Annotated in this window: 18 protein-coding genes and 1 tRNA gene; 14 read left to right on the plus strand and 5 right to left on the minus strand. The window is 54.0% G+C overall.

Features of this window, described 5'->3' with window-relative positions:
* The first annotated feature begins 27 nt into the window (after positions 1–27).
* The 6 genes from pip (at position 28) to J4E05_RS13515 (ending at position 4,807) form a co-directional block, all read left to right on the plus strand.
* Entirely contained in the window at positions 28–987 is a 960-nt protein-coding gene (gene pip, locus J4E05_RS13490; RefSeq protein ID WP_349596405.1) for a prolyl aminopeptidase, read from the plus strand.
* Between the two features lie 80 nt (positions 988–1,067).
* Positions 1,068–1,592, plus strand: a complete 525-nt coding sequence (locus tag J4E05_RS13495; RefSeq protein ID WP_085587145.1) for an acyloxyacyl hydrolase — start codon at positions 1,068–1,070, stop codon at positions 1,590–1,592.
* Between the two features lie 151 nt (positions 1,593–1,743).
* Positions 1,744–1,820: transfer RNA gene (locus J4E05_RS13500), tRNA-Arg, on the plus strand.
* An 88-nt stretch (positions 1,821–1,908) separates the two neighbouring features.
* A complete protein-coding gene (locus tag J4E05_RS13505) occupies positions 1,909–2,130 on the plus strand; it encodes a hypothetical protein (protein WP_349596408.1) in 222 nt (73 codons plus the stop codon).
* Between the two features lie 71 nt (positions 2,131–2,201).
* Entirely contained in the window at positions 2,202–3,377 is a 1,176-nt protein-coding gene (locus tag J4E05_RS13510) for a hypothetical protein (protein WP_349596411.1), read from the plus strand.
* Positions 3,374–4,807, plus strand: coding sequence for a hypothetical protein (locus tag J4E05_RS13515; RefSeq protein WP_349596413.1), 1,434 nt, complete (start codon positions 3,374–3,376; stop codon positions 4,805–4,807). The genes J4E05_RS13510 and J4E05_RS13515 overlap by 4 nt, the downstream gene beginning before the upstream one ends.
* A gap of 44 nt (positions 4,808–4,851) precedes the next feature.
* On the opposite strand, the gene gcvA is transcribed toward J4E05_RS13515, so the two are convergent.
* Positions 4,852–5,742: a transcriptional regulator GcvA gene (gcvA, locus tag J4E05_RS13520; protein WP_085587148.1), complete on the minus strand. Its 891-nt coding sequence runs from the start codon at positions 5,740–5,742 to the stop codon at positions 4,852–4,854.
* 200 nt (positions 5,743–5,942) lie between these two features.
* On the opposite strand from gcvA, the gene J4E05_RS13525 reads away from it, so the two are divergent.
* Entirely contained in the window at positions 5,943–7,127 is a 1,185-nt protein-coding gene (locus J4E05_RS13525; protein WP_210402793.1) for an acyl-CoA dehydrogenase, read from the plus strand.
* A 113-nt stretch (positions 7,128–7,240) separates the two neighbouring features.
* Positions 7,241–8,464, plus strand: coding sequence for a CaiB/BaiF CoA transferase family protein (locus J4E05_RS13530; protein WP_349596416.1), 1,224 nt, complete (start codon positions 7,241–7,243; stop codon positions 8,462–8,464).
* 34 nt (positions 8,465–8,498) lie between these two features.
* Here J4E05_RS13530 and J4E05_RS13535 read toward each other — a convergent pair whose 3' ends face one another.
* On the minus strand, positions 8,499–9,386 hold the full coding sequence (locus tag J4E05_RS13535; protein WP_349596419.1) for a DMT family transporter: 888 nt from the start codon (positions 9,384–9,386) through the stop codon (positions 8,499–8,501).
* 350 nt (positions 9,387–9,736) lie between these two features.
* Between J4E05_RS13535 and J4E05_RS13540 the strand changes: the two genes are divergently transcribed.
* A complete protein-coding gene (locus J4E05_RS13540) occupies positions 9,737–10,063 on the plus strand; it encodes a DUF6506 family protein (protein ID WP_139835433.1) in 327 nt (108 codons plus the stop codon).
* 79 nt (positions 10,064–10,142) lie between these two features.
* On the opposite strand, the gene J4E05_RS13545 is transcribed toward J4E05_RS13540, so the two are convergent.
* Positions 10,143–10,919 (minus strand): SDR family NAD(P)-dependent oxidoreductase, encoded by a 777-nt coding sequence (locus J4E05_RS13545; protein ID WP_349596422.1) that lies wholly within the window; start codon positions 10,917–10,919, stop codon positions 10,143–10,145.
* A gap of 140 nt (positions 10,920–11,059) precedes the next feature.
* Entirely contained in the window at positions 11,060–12,682 is a 1,623-nt protein-coding gene (locus tag J4E05_RS13550; RefSeq protein WP_349596425.1) for an FGGY-family carbohydrate kinase, read from the minus strand.
* 176 nt (positions 12,683–12,858) lie between these two features.
* On the opposite strand from J4E05_RS13550, the gene J4E05_RS13555 reads away from it, so the two are divergent.
* From J4E05_RS13555 to J4E05_RS13570, 4 genes are all read left to right on the plus strand, one after another.
* Positions 12,859–14,094 (plus strand): ROK family protein, encoded by a 1,236-nt coding sequence (locus J4E05_RS13555; RefSeq protein WP_349596428.1) that lies wholly within the window; start codon positions 12,859–12,861, stop codon positions 14,092–14,094.
* Between the two features lie 34 nt (positions 14,095–14,128).
* Positions 14,129–15,037, plus strand: coding sequence for a ketopantoate reductase family protein (locus tag J4E05_RS13560; protein WP_349596431.1), 909 nt, complete (start codon positions 14,129–14,131; stop codon positions 15,035–15,037).
* A gap of 208 nt (positions 15,038–15,245) precedes the next feature.
* A complete protein-coding gene (locus J4E05_RS13565) occupies positions 15,246–15,878 on the plus strand; it encodes a DUF4347 domain-containing protein (protein WP_349596434.1) in 633 nt (210 codons plus the stop codon).
* 327 nt (positions 15,879–16,205) lie between these two features.
* On the plus strand, positions 16,206–16,832 hold the full coding sequence (locus tag J4E05_RS13570; protein WP_349596436.1) for a hypothetical protein: 627 nt from the start codon (positions 16,206–16,208) through the stop codon (positions 16,830–16,832).
* Positions 16,833–16,995: 163 nt separating this feature from the next.
* On the opposite strand, the gene J4E05_RS13575 is transcribed toward J4E05_RS13570, so the two are convergent.
* A complete protein-coding gene (locus J4E05_RS13575; protein WP_349596439.1) occupies positions 16,996–17,787 on the minus strand; it encodes an AraC family transcriptional regulator in 792 nt (263 codons plus the stop codon).
* Positions 17,788–17,937: 150 nt separating this feature from the next.
* On the opposite strand from J4E05_RS13575, the gene J4E05_RS13580 reads away from it, so the two are divergent.
* Positions 17,938–19,281, plus strand: coding sequence for an MFS transporter (locus J4E05_RS13580; protein WP_349596442.1), 1,344 nt, complete (start codon positions 17,938–17,940; stop codon positions 19,279–19,281).
* Positions 19,282–19,361: the final 80 nt, after the last annotated feature.

The following is a 19,361-nucleotide window of genomic DNA, read 5'->3' on the forward strand; positions in this document are numbered from 1 at the left end:
ACTGTATTAATGTTATAGGGGCGAGCCATGTTGTATCCAGAAATTGACCCACGTGTTTCCGGCTGGATGACGCGCCCTGACGGACATGAAATTTATTGGGAAGAAGTTGGTAACCCCGATGGAATTGCCGTGATTTTTTTGCACGGTGGACCCGGTGCCGGGATTTCGCCCAATCATCGGCGTTATTTCGATCCGGCAAAATACCGGGTGATTTTGTTTGATCAGCGCGGTGCAGGCAAGTCGCGCCCGTTTGGATCGCTTGAAAATAACACAACAGCCGATTTGATTGGTGATATCGAAGCCCTGCGTGTGGCCTGCAAGGTTGAAAAATGGCTGGTTTTTGGCGGGTCGTGGGGCTCGACACTGGCGCTGGCCTATGGGCAGGCCCACCCGGAACGGGCATTGGGGTTTGTGCTGCGCGGTATATTTTTGTGCCGTCCATCCGAAATTGAATGGTTCATGACCGGAATGGGCAATTTTTTGCCCGACGCGCAACAGCAGTTTTTAGGGGCTGTCGGATTAACGAAAAACCCCGGTGCGCAACGATTGCTGGATTTATATGGCGATTATTTCGCGGGCAAATTCGGGGCCGAGGCAGCCAACCAGGCCGCACGCGCCTGGAGCGGCTATGAAGCGCGCTGTTGTACCCTGTTACCCGATGAGGGACTGGTGGACAGTTTTGAAGGGGATGAAATTGCCCTGGCGCTGGCCCGGCTGGAACATCATTATTTTGTTCATTCGGGGTTCTTTTCAGAAAACCAGTTACTGGCAAACATTGATAAAATCCGTCATTTGCCGGCCACCATCATTCAGGGGCGCTATGACCTGGTCTGCCCGCCAATCAGCGCGTTTGATTTGGCGCAGGCATGGCCGGAAGCAGACATGGTGATTGTCGATGATGCCGGACATGCCGCCAGTGAACCGGGAATTGTGCGCGAACTGGTTCGGGCAACGGACAGGTTTGCAGAAAAACATCCTGAGCCATAAGGCGTTTTTTGTATTTAGAAGATTGCCTCTATGGATTGCTTTGCTAAGATTATATCAAAGCAATGTTCGAGGATTGGCGAATGCGCGTGATTTTTGGGGGGATGCTGGCCGGATTGGCAGCATTTTTTGCGGTTGGTACATGCCAGGCGCAGGAATTTTCAAATAGCAGCAATGACGTTGCACAGATCGGATTTTCAACGGGTATTTTTAATATTGGTTCAGATGAAACGGCGGCAGAAATGCGGCTGGATTATCGCGATGACCATGCGCTGTTTGGCGTTTTACGCCCCATTGGCGGTGTTATGGTAACGTCGGACAAGGCCGTTCACGGCTATGGCGGGTTGATGGCCGATTTGCTGTGGGGTGACCATTTTGCCACATCGTTTTACAGTTCGGTCGGGGCCTATCACGATGGCGACGGCGAAGATCTGGGACATTGGATCGAGTTTCGGTCCGGTGTTGAAGTTGCCTACCGGTTTGATAATAAATCACGTGTCGGGCTGGGTTTTGCCCATATATCGAACGCCGATATTGGCGATACAAACCCCGGGGCCGAAGTGTTGTCGCTGACATATACGGTGCCGGTTTCGGCAATTTTTAACTAGAATACGATGTATTTGCCCCGGGAAAGAAGCTTTGCCGGGGCAAATGTACCAGCGCTCAGTGGTTTGGCGACTGAAATTGGTTATCCGGGGCATCGAATAATTGATCCGTGCGGATGAACCTGCTAAGTCAAATCCTCCTTTATCAAAGTGCGCGCCCGTAGCTCAGCAGGATAGAGCACCAGATTCCTAATCTGGGGGCCACAGGTTCGAATCCTGTCGGGCGCACCAGTTTTTAAAAGGCCCGAATGTCAGGTTCGGGTCTTTTTTTATGCCGTGTGTGTTCCCAAATATTTGAACTGGTATCGCGAACGGCCCCTTGGGTGCCGATCGTAAAGGCATGCTATTTTACCGCGATGTTGATGGGGAAAGTTCGCGAAAATATGCGGGTTTGAGGATAGCTGGCGCTATTTTTCGCCGTTTGCTGGGGGCAAAAATGTCATTTTTGCAAAAGATGCATTGCGATACGGTTTTTATGCGCCAATGGGGTTGTCGGCCTGTGCGCTTTTATGAAATATGGTTTTGGGGAGATACAGTGTAATCTGACTTATAGGACAGGTTATACTTGTGGACGGGGGACCCCGGTCGACGAAAGGCTGAACGATAGGCAGAATGACCAGACAACAAAACCTGCAGCGTGGCCATCAGGGCCAGGAGGAGACGGTCGGGAGTGTTTCTGGCAGACCGGATCCATTGTCGGCTTTGCCCAAAACATTTGAAGCGCGCGGGGTGAGAACACCTTTTACAACGCGCCCGTTGCGATTTGCCCGCGTTGTTCGCGATCCGTATAACAAGCTGGTTATCAACCTGCCGGGGCTGTCGGGTGGTTTGGGTACCTATGAAATGCCCCTTGAAACCATGCGGCAGATTTTTGATCTTTCTGTACATGACCGGATGCTGTTTGAAGACCTGGCCCCGGTGTCAAAACCTACCCCCGAAATTTTACGCCGTATTTCGCGCAACATTGCCCGTACCGGTGTTGGGGGCATTCGCCTGGCGCGCGAGGCAGACCAGCTTGACGCGCAGGAAAAAATCAAGCGCGACACCGGCCAATTGACCCTGGTGTATCAGGCGCTGTGCAAGCTGGGCGGCGACGATGTGCAGGATATGAAAATAACCGATCTTGCAACCCTGGAGGGGCAAAAACGCGCACGCGCCGCATTGGACCAGTTTGCCCGCAACGCCGGCGCGGCCAACCAGTCTGTGATTGATAGCCTGGAACAATGGAGCATCCTGACCAGCCCGGTTGGCCTGGCAACCGAAGGGTGCGCCGGACCACTGCGCGATCTGGTGAACGGGTTGCGCCGGTTGTCAAGCGAGCTTGAGGAATGGTCACTATCGGAAATGTCGAATATCCGGTTTATGGCCACCCATGTGGTGAACGGGGCCGGGGCCACCTATGACCATGCGGTGCGATGGTTGCGGGCTATTGATCGCTGGAACAACGATATCGGGGCTGTTCTGGTGGATTGGCCCAAGGCACAACGCGAAATTGACCGCAGCATTGACCGGCTGTGGTGGTTGCTTGACGGTTGGGAAGAATTGATTGCCCGTTGGCGGGCGGCAACCCTGGTGAACAGGACCGAACAACGCGACGCACTGGAAGAACTGGCAAGCTTTTTGCCGGTTATTCCGATTGGTGAACTGGAACCGGAAGAATATAAATTCTGGACGGATATTCGCGTTAATCAGGTTATGTGGGCCGCCGAGGTGCGCAAGCTGGGATCTGGCGATATGGATGCGGATATGGTCAATCGACTGGAACGTTTTCGGGAGGCATCCGAATGACGGCAGCCGGGGGTGCAGGCCCATCCATTTCGCAGCTTGAACAATTATTCGATTCACTAAGCACAGCTGAAATTACCAAATTTACCCGGGCGATTGAAAGTGACCGCAACGCACCGCGTTTGCCGTTACCTCATGATCAGATCCTGCAAATTTTGCGACCCCGGCTGGCATCGTTAAAGCCGGAACGTTACCCAACGCCGATGCGGCAGTTTTGCACACCGTTCGAGGATCTTTTAACATCCGATATTCCCGGCGAAACAAGTCTTCGCATCGGGCGGCCATCCCTGATGCCGATCTGGAATGTGGTATGTGAAAGTGCATCGGCCGAATTTCACAAAGCCTGCAAGGACCTGGAAATTGCTGCCGAGGCGAATGACAAGGCGCGTATTCATAATTGTGAAAGGCTGCTGTGGAAAGAAGCCGCAACCTGCATTGAACAGCAGATTGCAATTTCGGAACAGGGCGTTAAGCAGGAACGCGCCCTGGCAACGCGCCTGGGGTCACGTGTGCATTTAAAGCCGTTTGCCGCTATTGCCCGGATGCTGCGCGTGGCGGAACCTATTATTGATATGCGGATCCGTTTTCCATCCGCCCCGATCCGAAGTCTAAGCAATTCAGATCTGGTATGGTTGCGGGAAAAATTTATCGAGGTTTCGAAGGAAAAAACCGGCTACGAAACCCAGTTCATGTCGGCAATTCTGATGCGGTTATTACGGCCCAGCGAATTGTTCAAGGTGATCCGCGTGCTGTCAAGCAAGGCGGATGATCGATCCCTTGGCAGTACCAACCTTGCCAGTGCCGGGGACATGGTGATTGATATGCTGGCCGAGATCGTGACCGAAGTGGAACAGGGCGTACAACGCGGCAAGGATGAACACCAGATTTTGCAGCTTGCGCGGTGGTATGCGTCCGAATTTGTTCGTATTACCCGTGAATTAAACATTCGCAAGGATGGCCCATGGGGCGAACGCCTGCTTGGCACGCGTCGTCGGGTGAGCCAGGCCATTGCCAATACCATGTTTGGTGCCAGCCCCGAACGCGTAACCGAGGCCCTGCCGCAACCGCCACGGGGGCCTGTGCCGCGCGGTGGTACTGTGGCCCCGCTGTTTGCCCTGCCGTTTGATGGTGAAAAAGTACTGGCAGCCGAACAATCTGCCGAGGCGATAGCGGAGACGGCAAGTATTTCGCATATTCTTGCCGCGCAAAGTTCGGCCACGAAGGCCGTGGTCGAGATTAAAAAGAAACTGAACCAGGTTGGCCGGGCCGGTGTTGACGGGATGAGTCGCCTGACAATGGCCGATTATGCCAATGCCCAACGGCATTTGATGGCCGTTGTCCGTTTGCTGGAAATTATTGACGGGCCGGAAGACGCCGATTTATTGCGACGTCGGGGGATGTCGGCCCTGCGCGCCATCGAAGGGCGGGGGTAAATTCCCTTCGGTTGCAGGGAACGCCAGTATTGTTTTATGGCGTTTCAGTTTTGCCCCCGGTCAGCCAGCCATTTCATGAAAGCACGAATTTTCGGGGTGCGGACCCGGCTTTGCGGGCAGGCGGCGAAATAATGGTGCGGGCTGGCGCGTGGCGGGCCAAAGGGCGCGATGATGCGGCCATTGGCCATTTCATCGCCAATGGCAAATGTCGGCAGTAATGCCACCCCCAACCCGGCAATGGCAGCTTGCATCGCCATGGTGAAATGTTCAAATTTCGGGCCGTTTTCGCCATCAATGCCTTCAAGATTGGCGGCCTTTAACCAGTCCCGCCAGCCATTGGGGCGGGTGGCGATATGCAGCAGGGAAAACTGACGTAAATCGTCGGGTTTGGGCGTGTGGTCCATATTGGCGATCAGGCCGGGGCTGCATATCGGGACCATGTCTTCGCCTTCCAGCCGTTGGGCTTCCAGCCCGTTCCAGTCGCCATTGCCAAACAGAACGGCGATATCAATTTGTTCGCGGTCAAAATCGGGCATGCCGATGCGCGAAATGAAATTGATGACGATATCGGGGTGGCGGGCGCGAAAATCGGGCAAAAACGGGATCAGGCGGCGGCTGCCAAAGGTGGGCGGGGCGGCAATGGTCAGCACCCCGCCATCACTGCCCCCCGATAGTAATTTAAGGGTGGCGGTTTCAAGCTGGTCCAGGGCCGGGCGAATGGCCTGTAAATAGTCTTCACCTTCCGGGGTCAGGATCAACCGTTGCTTTTTTCGCATGAACAATTTGCAGTTCAACCAGGTTTCAAGGCCTTGTAATTGGCGGCTGACGGCACTTTGGGTTAAATAAAGTTCTTCGGCTGCGCGTGAAACACTGCCGTGTCGTGCAGTTTGTTCGAAACAGGACAGGGCCTTTAACCCCGGAATGCGTCGTGCCATGCGATATGCCCTTATTGCCAAAGTTCATGATTTTTTTGCATAAACTACAGCGGATTTATCATTTGCGAAAGTGACTGCCAATGCCTAGCTTGGTGTTAGAAACAAAACATCAAAGTTTCGGAAATGCCGCCGTCTCGCCCACGGGGCCTTATGGCCCGTAGCGGCATTTCCGATTTCGTATTTTTCAAGGGATGACACACATGGCTGGCCGCGCACATTTTCACTGGGAAGATCCGCTGGGGCTTGATGCCCAGTTAAGCGAAGAAGAACGCATGATCCGTGATGCCGCACATGATTATTGCCAGGAACGCCTGATGCCGCGTGTGTTGGAAGCCAACCGCCACGAAATTTTCCATCGCGAAATCATGAGCGAAATGGGCGAACTTGGCCTGCTTGGCCCGACCATTCCCGAAGAATATGGCGGACCGGGTGTGAACCATGTGGCCTATGGCCTGGTCGCGCGCGAAGTGGAGCGGGTTGATAGCGGCTATCGCTCGGCAATGTCGGTGCAAAGTTCGCTGGTGATGCATCCGATTTTTGCCTATGGCAGCGAAGAGCAGCGCAAAAAATATTTGCCCAAACTGGCAAGTGGTGAATGGGTTGGCTGTTTTGGCCTGACCGAGCCTGACCATGGCTCCGACCCGGGCAGCATGAAAACCCGTGCCCGTAAGGTCGATGGCGGCTTTACCCTGAATGGTGCCAAAATGTGGATCACCAACAGCCCGATTGCCGATGTTTTTATCGTTTGGGGCAAGGATGACGAGGGCGTTATCCGCGGTTTCATCCTTGAAAAAGGTATGGAAGGCCTGAGCGCGCCCAAGATTGAAGGCAAGTTTTCGCTGCGTGCCTCCATCACCGGTGAAATCGTGATGGATAATGTGTTTGTGCCGGCTGAAAACATGCTGCCCGATGCCAAAGGTTTGGGCGGGCCGTTTGGTTGCCTGAACAAGGCACGTTATGGCATTGCCTGGGGATCAATGGGCGCGGCTGAATTTTGTTGGCATGCCGCCCGTCAATATACGCTTGACCGGGTGCAGTTTGGCCGCCCGTTGGCGGCAAACCAGCTGATCCAGTTAAAGCTGGCCAATATGCAAACCGAAATTGCCCTTGGTTTGCAAGGGGCGCTGCAATTGGGCCGAATGCTGGATGCGGGCACCGCAGCACCGGAATCCATTTCGCTGATGAAGCGCAATAACTGTGGCAAGTCGCTTGATATTGCCCGGGTCTCGCGCGATATGCACGGTGGTAACGGCATTGCCGACGAATATCATGTTATTCGCCATGTGATGAACCTTGAAGCGGTCAATACCTATGAAGGTACACATGATGTGCATGCCCTGATTTTGGGGCGCGCCCAAACCGGTATTCAGGCTTTTACCGCCTGATTGTGATGTGAAAACGGGTTATCTGCATATGGTGCGGGTAACCCGTTTCCTGTTTAACGGTGCATATTTCGTTCATTTTTCGCCTGAATTACCTTTTTAAAGGATAAATTAGCATGCCCGGCGCGCTTGACGGTATTCGTGTTCTGGATCTTTCGCGTGTGCTGGCCGGGCCGTGGGCCAGTCAGACACTGGCCGATCTGGGTGCAGAAGTGATCAAGGTTGAACGGCCGGGCAATGGCGATGATACGCGCGGCTGGGGGCCGCCCTATGCCAAAAATGCCGATGGCGAAGACACCGGCGAGGCGGCTTATTATCTGTCGGCCAATCGCGGTAAAAAATCGCTGACGGTGGATATGACAACGGATGAAGGCCAGCAGATCATTCGCGATCTGGCGGCAAAATCCGACGTGGTGATTGAGAATTTCAAGGTTGGCGGGCTTGCGAAATACGGGCTGGATTATGCATCGCTAAAGGCGGTGAATGACCGGCTGGTTTATTGTTCGATTACCGGTTTCGGGCAGGATGGCCCCTATGCCAAACGGGCCGGATATGACTTTATGATTCAGGCGATGGGCGGGTTGATGAGCCTGACCGGTGCGCCCGACCATGAACCGGGCGGCCAACCCATGAAGGTGGGCGTGGCCGTGGCCGATATTTTTACCGGTCTTTATGCCACCATTGGCATTTTGGCAGCCTTGCGTCACCGTGATGAAAGCGGGCTGGGGCAATATATTGATCTGGCCTTGCTTGATGTGCAAACGGCCATCCTTGCCAATCAGGCGATGAATTATCTTACCACTGGCAATGCGCCGGGCCGGTTAGGCAATGCACACCCCAATATTGTGCCTTACGAGGCCTTTCCAACAGCGGACGGCTATATCATTCTTGCTGTTGGCAATGACAGCCAGTTTGCCAGTTTTTGCAAGGTTGCCGGGCTGGATGGGGTGGCAGATGATGCGCGGTTTGGAACCAACCGCGCCCGGGTTGCCAACCGCACTGATCTGGTGCCGATGGTACGTCGGGCCATGGTAATGAAAACCACCGATGAATGGATTGATATTCTGGAAACGGCGAATGTGCCTTGTGGGCCCATTAATACGCTGGACCGGGTTTTTGATAATCCGCAGGTTAAACATCGCGGTACGGTAAAATATCTCGATCATCCCTTGGCCGGGAAAGTACCGACAGTTAGCAACCCCCTAAAAATGTCGCAAACGCCAATTGTGGGTGAAACCGCACCGCCAATATTGGGCCAGCATAGCGAAGAATTGCTGCGCGAAATTGGCGGGTTAAGTGATGACCAGATTGCCCGTTTGCGCGCCGCTGGCGTGATTTGACAGGCATTGTCCGCCGCAACTTACCGGTTGAGGTTTAGGCTGGCCGGGCGTGTTTGCGCCGGGTGTGCCATTGCCAGCCATAGGACCCAAAAACCGCAATCATGATCAAACTGCCGCCGATCATGGTTTGGCCGGTGGGGTGTTCGTTAAAAAATATGATCCCCCATATTGGCGCCAAAGGTGTTTCAAGCGCGCTTAACAATGCCGTTTCGGCGGGGGGTAAATGTTTGGCCCCTGCTGATAACAGGATAAAGGCAAGGGCAAAGGTAACGCCAAAACCGATCAGAATGATCAGCTCTGATATGGATGTGGCGGTGGGGGCGCCAAAGCTGGCGGCAATCGGGGTTAATAAAATGGCCGATGCCGCGCCGGGCAGCGTTGTTGGTGTGTCGGGCCAGCGCCGGTAAATAAGGGTGATGGCCGCCATAACCAGTGTCATCCAGCCGGCCAGTATATTTCCCCACCAGTCGCCTGGCGTGGGGGTACCATTAAAAATAATGATAACGCCGCTCAGTGCAGCAAGACTGCCCGCAATAATTGTAAGCGATGGGCGTTCGCGCAAAAATACCCAGCCCAGCAGGGCGGCAAAAAAAGGGGCTGCGGCGTAAATCAGGGCGACATTGGCGATGGTTGTTAATTTGAAAGCCGGAACAAACGCCGCTGTACCACTGGCCATAAGCAATGTTGCCGCAATGGCAGGCCCGCGAAACTGGCGTATTTCACGACGCAGTTCACCGCGCAATGCCAGCAAAATAACCGCAAAAAGGGCTGCGACCAGGCCGCGCCAGAAGATGATGCTCCAGGCATCGGCACTGACACCTTTGGTGAAAACACCGGCGGTACTAAATAAAACAGCCGAAAGACAAACAAGCTGAAAACCGCTTGTTTGTCGGCAGTCAGTGGCGTGGGCGAACAGGGGCATGGTTTTTCCAGGTCTGATGAAACCCTGTTTTAACCGCTGCGTGATGACAGCTTTGTGTCAGTAGAGTTTTGAAATTTTGCGAAACCTGCATCTGTGATCGTTATGTGTCAGCTGGCATGGTGGTGCTGTGACGGGGTTTTATGATTGCGTCAGGCGGATTTTGACGTGGGGAAAATTTGGCTAAATTTCGCCGTTAATTTTTAAAAAAGCTGGGCATAAAAAGCCGGCTTTAGTGCCTGTTTTCTATTTTATTTCAAATATGTAATTAAAATAGATCAATCATAAAATTGTGTTCGGGGTTGTGCGCCGCAGCGTCGCCTGTCACTGTAGGAAATGCGCTAGGCCCGATCATGAAAGGACCCCGTATGGTATTGCGAAAATACGCATTTCTGATCAAGGCACGTGGATATCCTCCCGGAGGTTTAAGAACAACACTGCCGGGGGACGGGTTTAACAGTACGATTTTTGCCAGCGGCGATATTGATGCCCTGGTGGCCGAGGCGCTGGCAATGGTTGCCGAAGGCATGCAACTGATTGAGCTATGCGGCGGATTTAATGATGAGGATTACGCCCGGATAAGTGAAGCAATTGGCGGTGCCATTCCTCTAGGGCGGGTCGGATTTGATGAAAAAAATACCACCCTTCTGATGCAGGGGCGGCAACGGCAGCGTTCATAATCGCACGATAAAAGCTAAAGGGCCGGGATCACCGGCCCTTTGATGGTTTTATATGCCGCGCGTGGCGATTATCCCGGATTTACCAGATGGTGTATCCGGCATCGACCATAACGATGGAGCCGGTCAGTCCGCTTGAGGCATCAGATGCCAGAAACAGGTTGGTGGTCGCGACTTCTTCGGGTTCGATCATGCGTTTCATGGGGGTGTTTTCCATCCATGGGCCGAAATAGTCGGGGTCTTGTGCCGTAACGTTCGACATCACCGTGTTGACATAAGTGGGGGCAACACCGTTAACTCGTACATTACGATCCGCCCATTCCCCGGCAAGCGATTTGGTCAGATGATGCAGGCCCGCCTTTGACGCATTGTAATGCACCTGATTTTGCGGCTTGTTGGAAATAAAGCCCGACATGGAGCCGACCGTGACAATGGACCCGCGCCGACGTTGCAGCATATGGCGGCCAAAGGCGCGGCAGGAATAAAACGCTCCGGTCAGATTAACATCAAGCACCTTTGCCCAGGCGGCATCGTCCATATCTTCGGCTTTGGTATCGGCCCAGGCAATACCGGCATTGGCGATTAAGATATCCACCATTGTGCCATCACCCGCCAGCTTGTCGGCAATTTCGGTGGTGGCGGCTGAATTGGTAACATCAAGCAGCATGGCGCGAACATTGTGGCCTTTGACGCGCAACTGGTCGGCGGCGGTGTCAAGGTCGGCCTGGTCAATGCCGGAAATGATAATATTTGCGCCGGCCTGTGCCAGTGCATCGGCGGTGCACAGGCCAATGCCGCGGCCCGCCCCGGTGATAAAGGCGGTGCGGCCATCAAGGCGAAACTGATTTAAATAGTCCATCGGGGCATTCCTGTGATGAAGGTTGTCATGACGAGATACGTGGAATGGTGTGGTGCCTGTGTGGTTTTGCGCAGCTTGTGACCGTGTGGCGGTGGTGCGCGCATATATGCCTGCGCAGTATTTGTGGGGAATGCGATATATCAGGACGGCGGCGTGCCTGATCCGGTTTCAGCATTACCGTCATTTATTGCCGGGGACATGGCGATTTGGTCAATATTTTGCAGGGTTTGGTGCAGGGCCGGGTTACTTGCCATGGTTTGGTATTGGGCAAAAAGCTGTTCATAAATGGCGCTGTGCCGGGCATCAGGGCGAACCGTGCGACAGGTTTTTGCCCCGAATTTTTGGGTGCCTGCGCCGTAATCGGCCACAATACCGGCGGCCACAGCCCCGTGAATGGCGGCGCCGACGGCGGTGGCATGGTCAATTTCGGGAATTTCGACCGAATGGTTCAGGATATCGGCCATAATTTGCACCAGAAGCGGGTTGTTCTGTGCAAGGCCGCTGGTGAGTACGATGCGATTGATCGGGAAGTTTCCAGCGCGAAACAGCTCCAGCACTGAACGGGCACCAAAACACAAGGATTCAAGAAGGGCGCGGTAAATATCGGCTGCCGTGGTGTCGGTCCGAAGGCCCATTAACAGCCCGCCAAGTGCGGAATTTGCGTGGGGGACACGGTTGCCATTCCACCAGTCCAATGCCACCAGATGGTGGCTTCCTGGTGTTATTTTGCTGGCTTCATCGTTATAAAGCCGGAAATTTTCCGCTATGTCGTCGCGATTGGCCGATAACGGAAAGGTATTAACAAACCATGCCAGGGTATCGCCAAACCCGGCCTGGCCTGCTTCGAAACACCAAAGATCCCGCATGGAACCATCAAAGCCCATGCCTTCAATGCCGGGGGGGAAGTCGCGGGCGGTTTGGTTTAGGTATAAATAAACGGCCGATGTGCCCAGGGCACCAACAAAGCAGCCTGACGTTACCCCGCCCACGGCAGGCAGAACAACATGGGAATCAATGACAGCAACAGCGATATCAGGCTGGTTGAGAATGCCGGTTTTATCCTGCCAGCCTTTGGTGAGTTTGCCTGCCGATGTCCCAACACGGTGCGGTTTGGACAGGCGATTTAACAATTCTGGCACCAGTCCATCGGGGTATTGGCCGGTTTCAGGGTCGTATTGGGCTTTATAGGTGGCAAGACCGAGGCTTCTGCACTCCTGCCCGGTCAATTGCCATACCAGCCAGTCGCCAGCCTCGATGAATTTTTCGGTTTTATCCCAGATGGCGGGGGCGTCAGCCGCTATTTGTGCGGCTTTGGCAATAAGCCATTCCCCCGAAAGTTTGCCACCAAACGGTGCCAGAAAGTCGCCGCCCTGCCGGTTTATGCTGTCGGCCCAGGGTTGGGCAGAACCATGTTTCCACAGTTTGACATAGGCGTGTTTTTCATCGGGATAAAGAACGGACAACGCCGTGCCATCGGCAGTGGCAGGAAGCGGGGTACTGGCGGTAAAGCCAATGCCGATGCCCTCAATAATGCGGCCCAGGCCCAGTTTTTTCAGAATTTCAAGGCAGGCCTCGGTGTAATCCGGTGCATTTTGCAGCGCCCATGAACGGGGCAGTTTGGCGCCATTGGGCAAGGTTTCGGTCATGACACCGTGGCGATAGGCGTGCGTGTGACTGGCAACGATTTGCCCGCTCGCACAATCGACAAGAACCCCCCGTGCGGATTGGGTTCCGTAATCCAGCCCAATGATAAAAGATGCCATGTTGCCCGCCTGTATATGGTGGTGTTGCCGGCAGTTTCCAAACTGTTGGCGACAAAGTCAATTCACTTATGTATAAAAATATACATAAGTGAATGTTTGCTGTTAGAGAAAGCTGTTTACGACGATGGTTGTGGGGTTTTTGCGGCGGGATGGATGCAAAATTACAGGTGAAAAAGGTGTCGGGTATCCCTGTTGAGGTTCTGAACGGGCTTTCAAATGCCGGGTCGATATTGTCGCTGATCGCGCAAGAGATTGCTGTGTCGCGTCCGGCTTTGCAGGCGCATACCGGCTTGTCACGTGTGACGGTAACACAGCGGGTTAATGCCTTGCTGGGGGCAGGTTTGATATGTGAAAGCGACGACATGCAGGCTACTGGCGGGCGGCCATCACGGGTGTTGGCCCTTAATGCTGCCTGTGGATATGTGCTGGTTGCCAATATTGGCGAAACGCAAATCCAGCTGGCGATGTTAACCGCCACGGCCGCAATGATTGCCCAAAGCACCTGTGCCCGCCAGGCCGACGCAGCACCAGAGCATACCCTGCAACAAATCGCCGATGGTTTTGAGGCTTTGTGCCGTGATCATGCCGGGGGAGCTGCCGGGCAAATGTTGCTGGCCATAAGTTTAAGCCTGCCGGCCCCTTTGGATTATGAAAATTGCCGGGTCTATGGTCCGTCTGTTTTACCCGGGTGGGAAGACCTGGATATTGCCGGCTTTTTTAGCCAGCGCTTTACCGCCCCGGTTTATGGGGAAAATGATGTGAACGCGATGACCCTGCATCAGCATCGCGCCTGTTTTGCGACCGAACGGGACCTGATTTTTATCAAGGCCGGAACGGGAATTGGCAGTGGCATTATTTCGCAAAACCGTTTGTTACGCGGGGCAAGGGGTGTTGCCGGGGATATCGGCCATATTCAAATGCGGGCCGGTTTGGGCAAAGATACATTGCCACAATGCCGCTGCGGCAAAACAGGCTGTGTTGAGGCACAGGCAGCAGGGTGGGCGCTGGCCCGTGATTTGACAAGCGCCGGAACCCCGGCAAAAACCGCCCGCGATGTGATGGCAGCCTTCACGATGAACCAGCCGCTTGCGCTGGATCTGGTGGCGCAAAGCGGACGGATTCTGGGGGACGTCATTGCCGGTATGATAAGCGTTTTGAACCCGGGATGTATTGTTATTGGCGGTACCCTGGCAGGGGCCGGGGATGTTTTATTAAATGGTATTCGTCAGCAGGTGGCACAGCAATGTTTGCCTGCTGCGACACAAAACCTGCGTATTTGTGCCGCTCCGCCCGCCCGGCAAAGCGAACTTTTTGGCGCGGCCCTGTTGGCGCTTGAAGATGTGTTTTCGTCTCGCCAGGTGGAAGGAACCCTGATCCGCTTTGCACAACGGTCGCTGCGCGCTATGGTTTGATCCATTCAGTGATTATTTGTGCGAGAGGCCGGAAATGAAAATAGCCGTTATGGGAGCAGGTGCGGTTGGGTGTTATTACGGGGCGAAACTGGCGCAACATGGCCACGATGTTGTGTTGATCGGCCGGCCCGCCCATGTGCGCGAAATCAATAAAAACGGCCTTTTGTTTGAAAGTGGCGGTGTCCGCACAACGGTTGGCCTTGCGGCCAGTATTGACCCGGTGGCGGTAGCCGGGGCGGATATTGTGCTGTTTTGTGTCAAATCAACCGACACGGCCAGTGCCGGGGCGGCGATTGCACCGCATCTGGGTGATAATGCGGTGGTTATGAGCCTGCAAAACGGGGTGGATAACGCTGAACGGTTAAGTGCGATTATTGGCCGTTTGGTCGTACCTGCGGTGGTTTATGTGGCCGTTGGCATGGCCGGGGCGGGGCATGTGACCCATTTTGGCCGGGGCGAACTGGTGATTGGCCCTGATGATGCCAGTGATGTGATTGCGCAAACCATGCGCCCGGCGGGTATTCCGGTGGATATTTCGGAAAATGCCCAAGGGGCGTTGTGGGCGAAAATGATTTTGAATTGCGCCTATAATGCCCTGTCGGCGGTATCGCGCTTGCCGTATGGCGAGCTTGCAAAAGGCGACGGCGTGATGACGGTGATTGAAAATGTGGTGGCGGAATGCCTGGCAGTTGCCGGGGGGCTTGGTATTGTTGTGCCGGGCGATGTTGGTGCCGCGGTGGCGGGCATTATTAAAACGATGCCGGCACAATATTCATCAACCGCCCAGGATCTGATGCGGGGCAAACCCAGCGAGATTGATTATCTCAATGGCTATATCGTGCGCAAGGGCGGCGAGCTTGGTGTGGCGACGCCAGCCAACCAGGTTTTATATACGATGGTAAAATTGCTTGAGATGCAGGCAGATCAACCCTCGAAAGGGTGAGGCTTGCCGGGTGGGTGGTCATACGGGTACCACCCCTTCCTCTCGGTAGAAAACAGGGGTGGTTCGTAACCGCAAGTGATTATAACTGGACGAGTCGTATAGTTTGGGGTACAGATACGGGTATAAGTAAAATAATAGTCGCCTGAGGTATAGGGCGGCGAACGGGGCACTTTTTATAACGCAAGATGACCACAGGTAGGGGGCATCTATGGATAACGGGAATTATTCCCTTAATCAGCTGACGCGGTCCAAAGTTGGACGGTTGTCAGCCTCGGTACGTAAAGCAGGGTTTGGTGCGCGCCAGGGGCGTGCAGGGTGCCTTGTTTTCATTGATCAGTCTTTGGTCGATATCGAAGCGATTGTCTGGCGGTATGCCGGAATTGCCGAAATTTTTATGATTGGCGCATCGCAAGACGGCCTTGCCGTTATTGGCAATGTGTTGTCGCAACGTACAATGGTGCAGACGGTGCATGTATTTGGCCGGGCGTGTGACCATGGCATGTGGCTGGGTGAAGCATTGCTCGATACCCCGTGTTTGCGCCGCCATCCGGAAAAATTTCGCAACTGGCGCAATGGCCTGGCTAATGACGCGTTTTTCTTTTTTCATGGCTGTGCTGTCACAGATCCTTCCTTTGACCAGGTGCTGAGTGCTTCGCTAGAAGCGTTTACCGGCGCCCTGATCAATGTTGGCAAGGATCGTCCGCAAACAGCGCGGTCGTCTTCTCCTGTTTTCCTCACGACCGATGATCATGCTGATCGTGACGGGTATTCGTCTGTTATGTCCCGAATTGAACGGCGGTCCGGTGTTGATCGCCGGGGAGAAGGGCGGCGTCGATCCTGATGTTTCCAGCGCGACCCTTTACGCTACGGCGTTAAACGGCCCGCGCTCGACCGGCAGGGATGTGGCACGCTCGGGGGAGGCAGAGCCACATTTTGTGCCAGTCACAAAGCCGGAGATCATGAATGTGGTCTCCGGCTTTTTGTTGATTTGGTCCTGCAGAAAGGTTGCTGAATGACCGCGACGACATGAGCCTGCCTGTACCGAAAACTGACTGTATCCAGAAACTACAAAATTTGGTAATATTGTCGTTCTTATAGGTAGTAAGAACAATCCTGTTTCAGCGAAGTGTCTGAAACTTAAGGTATTGCGGATTCTCAGGAGGAGAAAATGCATACGGTCGGTGATCAGCATCCCACCCGTAGAAAGGGCGAGGCGAATTATCGTGGGCCCAATACCACGCGCCTAGTCATAAGTCCGGGCCGCAGACGCGGTGAGCCGAACCATTTGGCATGGACAAAATTCGAGGGTTTGAACCTTGTGGCTGAGGCGATGGATCAGCAGGATCGTTTTGCCAATGCCAATGCCAATGCCAATGCCAATGCCAATGCTGATATGATTGATGGCGATACCGGGGGCGGTGCTGACCTTGAGGCCTCGGGAAACCTTTCCGACTGGTCTGAAAATACGTCCGAGATGCTGGGGGCGCTTTCAAATAGTCTTGCGAACCTTCATTCCGTTATCGAGGCACTGCCCGATCTGACCCGGCTTTTAAACCTTCTGACCGAGAAGGGCCGGGACGGTGGTTTTGGTGTGGATCATCCAGGGCGACGCAAGGGGGACAGGGCGCGCAACTGGACGATTGCCGACGCAGTGGAAATTCATAATTTGTGTTCGGAAACGCGCCGGATGGGGCGCAACGGACCAGAGGCGACATCGCGTTATCAAAACCGCCAAAAGCTGGAGGATGATAATATTCTGCCGCCAACCTATCCGTTCTGGTCGACGAAGGATTAGGACACAACCTGGCAGGATACCCGGCGTTATGTGAGGGTTGTCTGTCGCGCAGTTGCGACAAGGGGTGCTTTGGGGCAGCGCCAGGTGGTGTTTTGGATAAATTTAGCCAGGCGCCGCATTGTTCGTTTGTAAAAAGGGCTGTGCTGGGCCCTGTGCAGTGATATCAGCGAGGCACGTTTAAATAGGTTCCCGGCGTTTTGCCCGTGGCCTTGCGGAACATGGCAATGAAGGCCGATGTATTTTCATAGCCAAGATCCAGGGCAATTTCTGTGACCGGCCGATGATGAGCAAGTTTTTCCAACGCATATAAAAGACGCAGTTTTTGTCGCCATTCACGAAACGGCATGCCGGTTTCGCGCAGGAACAAGCGCGCCAGCGTGCGAGAGGATGCGCCACAGTCGCGAGACCATTCCTCGAGCGTGCGGTTATCTGCCGGATCGGCCTGTAACTGTTCGCAAATACGCGATAGCCGCGCATCTTTGGGCGCAGGAAGGTGCAGATTGGTGGTATGGGCCGATGCCGCCAATTGATCGAGCAAGACATCAACCAGCCGGCCTTCCGGGCCGTGTTCGTTATATTCGACAGGGAATTTTATCGCGGCCTGAACCAGTTCGCGCAAAAGCGGGTTGACCTCGATCACCATGCAGCTTTCGGGTAAGCCGGCGTGGGCGTCGCGGGCAATGTATATATGTCGTGCCCGGCAAAATGTGGAATGGGCGACGGCATGGTCAATACCTGGCGGCACCCATACCGCGCGCTGCGGGGGGACAACCCAGATACCGGCATTGGTGGTCACGGTCATTGTGCCTTCGCTGGCATAGATCAACTGGTACCAGTCATGGTGATGCGAGCCAACACAATGCCCGGCAGCAACATCATTGATCCGAATATAGATCGGGCGCGGTAAAATATCCGGGCGCGGTCGGGGCGGGGGTGATTTTTCGGGTCTTAGCACGGGGAAATGTCCTGTTTGCCGTATTCAATGGCAGATTACCGTGAGACAGACGAAAATGACAGGTTTAGTTTGGAGTAAATCCAGACAACCGGGGCAAACGCCCCCGACCCGTACCCGCCGGGCCTTTGTACCATCAGGAAATTATTGCATATGCCAACGCCTTATCCAACCCCACGGACGCCGGAGATACCCGACGCCCACAACCCGACCGAACCCGATGCCCATGCCCCGGGTAATCTGGCGGCATCGGCCCCCGAAAAAACGGCCTTTATGCCGTTAACAGCCAATGGCAAAACTGGCTGGCGGGGTAACCCGGAGATCCTGTTGATTTTAATGGCAACGGCAATGCCATTATCTTTTTCAACATGGATGGCGCTTTTAAATAATTTTTCGGTCGAAATGGCCAATTTCACCGGTCGTGAAATTGGCATTTTACAGTCTTTGCGCGAAATTCCGGGGTTTTTGGCCTTTAGCGCCATTTTTGCCCTGTTGATTTTTCGCGAGCAAACCTTTGCCCTGATTTCGCTTATGGTGCTGGGCATTGGTGTGGCGATTAGCGGGTATTTTCCCACCATTGTCGGGCTTTATTGCACCACTGTTTTAATGTCGATCGGGTTTCATTATTTTGAAACCATGCAACAGGCGCTGTCATTGCAGTGGGTTGCTAAAAATCGAACGGCCATGGTGATGGGGCGACAATTATCGGCCAAATCAATTGCCTCGTTGCTGATGTTTGGCGGCGTCTGGGTGATGATGGAAGTTTTTGATATGCCCTATCGCGGGGTATATGTGGTCGGTGGTGCGCTGACGATTGTTGTTGCACTTGTGGCCTGGATGGTGTTTCCCAAATTTACCGATGCCCACCCGCAAACCCGCAAACTGGTGCTGCGTCGTCGCTATTGGCTTTATTACGCGCTGACCTTTATGGCGGGCGCACGGCGCCAGATTTTTACCGTTTTTGCCGGATTTTTGATGGTGGAAAAATTTGGCTACGATGTTGGCACCATCACCATTCTATATTTGCTAAACCATGCCATTAACATGGTGCTGGCCCCGCAAATTGGCAGGCTGATTGGTAAATGGGGGGAACGCAAGGCGCTGATATTTGAATATTGCGGGCTGTTTCTGGTCTTTACCGGCTATGCCTTTGTGCAAAATTCGCATCTGGCTGCCGGGTTGTATGTGGTTGACCATTTGTTTTTTGCCATGGCAATTGCGATGAAAACCTATTTCCAGAAAATTGCGGATCCGGGCGACATTTCCTCAACCGCAGGGGTGAGCTTTACCATCAATCACATTGCCGCTGTATTCTTGCCTGCTGCGTTTGGCCTGTTATGGCTGATTTCGCCCAGTGCGGTATTTTTAACCGGTGCGGCTTTGGCGCTTGGGTCGTTGATTCTGTCGTTTAACGTGCCCCATGACCCGCGACCGGGCAATGAAGTGGTTTTGGGCGGTGCCAATGATGTGGGTGCCATGGGCCAGGCGGCTCGGTAATTTTACGTAAGCCGTTCGCGCCGTTTGATTTTTTGGCGTAAACATTCAATTAACAAAACGCCTGTTCCCACGAGCAGGCG

This window comes from Thalassospira sp. NFXS8 (genome assembly GCF_040148805.1).
In the GTDB taxonomy this organism is placed as follows: Bacteria; Pseudomonadota; Alphaproteobacteria; order Rhodospirillales; family Thalassospiraceae; genus Thalassospira.

Excerpts from the sequence above, each read along its gene's own strand:
- J4E05_RS13550 (WP_349596425.1), bottom strand. The coding sequence starts at position 12,682 with ATGGCATCTTTTATCATTGGGCTGGATTACGGAACCCAATCCGCACGG.
- J4E05_RS13580 (WP_349596442.1), top strand. The coding sequence starts at position 17,938 with ATGCCAACGCCTTATCCAACCCCACGGACGCCGGAGATACCCGACGCC.
- gcvA (WP_085587148.1), bottom strand. The coding sequence starts at position 5,742 with ATGGCACGACGCATTCCGGGGTTAAAGGCCCTGTCCTGTTTCGAACAA.
- J4E05_RS13530 (WP_349596416.1), top strand. The coding sequence starts at position 7,241 with ATGCCCGGCGCGCTTGACGGTATTCGTGTTCTGGATCTTTCGCGTGTG.
- J4E05_RS13560 (WP_349596431.1), top strand. The coding sequence starts at position 14,129 with ATGAAAATAGCCGTTATGGGAGCAGGTGCGGTTGGGTGTTATTACGGG.
- J4E05_RS13510 (WP_349596411.1), top strand. The coding sequence starts at position 2,202 with ATGACCAGACAACAAAACCTGCAGCGTGGCCATCAGGGCCAGGAGGAG.
- J4E05_RS13515 (WP_349596413.1), top strand. The coding sequence starts at position 3,374 with ATGACGGCAGCCGGGGGTGCAGGCCCATCCATTTCGCAGCTTGAACAA.
- J4E05_RS13545 (WP_349596422.1), bottom strand. The coding sequence starts at position 10,919 with ATGGACTATTTAAATCAGTTTCGCCTTGATGGCCGCACCGCCTTTATC.
- J4E05_RS13495 (WP_085587145.1), top strand. The coding sequence starts at position 1,068 with ATGCGCGTGATTTTTGGGGGGATGCTGGCCGGATTGGCAGCATTTTTT.
- J4E05_RS13565 (WP_349596434.1), top strand. The coding sequence starts at position 15,246 with ATGGATAACGGGAATTATTCCCTTAATCAGCTGACGCGGTCCAAAGTT.
- J4E05_RS13525 (WP_210402793.1), top strand. The coding sequence starts at position 5,943 with ATGGCTGGCCGCGCACATTTTCACTGGGAAGATCCGCTGGGGCTTGAT.
- J4E05_RS13540 (WP_139835433.1), top strand. The coding sequence starts at position 9,737 with ATGAAAGGACCCCGTATGGTATTGCGAAAATACGCATTTCTGATCAAG.
- J4E05_RS13570 (WP_349596436.1), top strand. The coding sequence starts at position 16,206 with ATGCATACGGTCGGTGATCAGCATCCCACCCGTAGAAAGGGCGAGGCG.
- pip (WP_349596405.1), top strand. The coding sequence starts at position 28 with ATGTTGTATCCAGAAATTGACCCACGTGTTTCCGGCTGGATGACGCGC.
- J4E05_RS13535 (WP_349596419.1), bottom strand. The coding sequence starts at position 9,386 with ATGCCCCTGTTCGCCCACGCCACTGACTGCCGACAAACAAGCGGTTTT.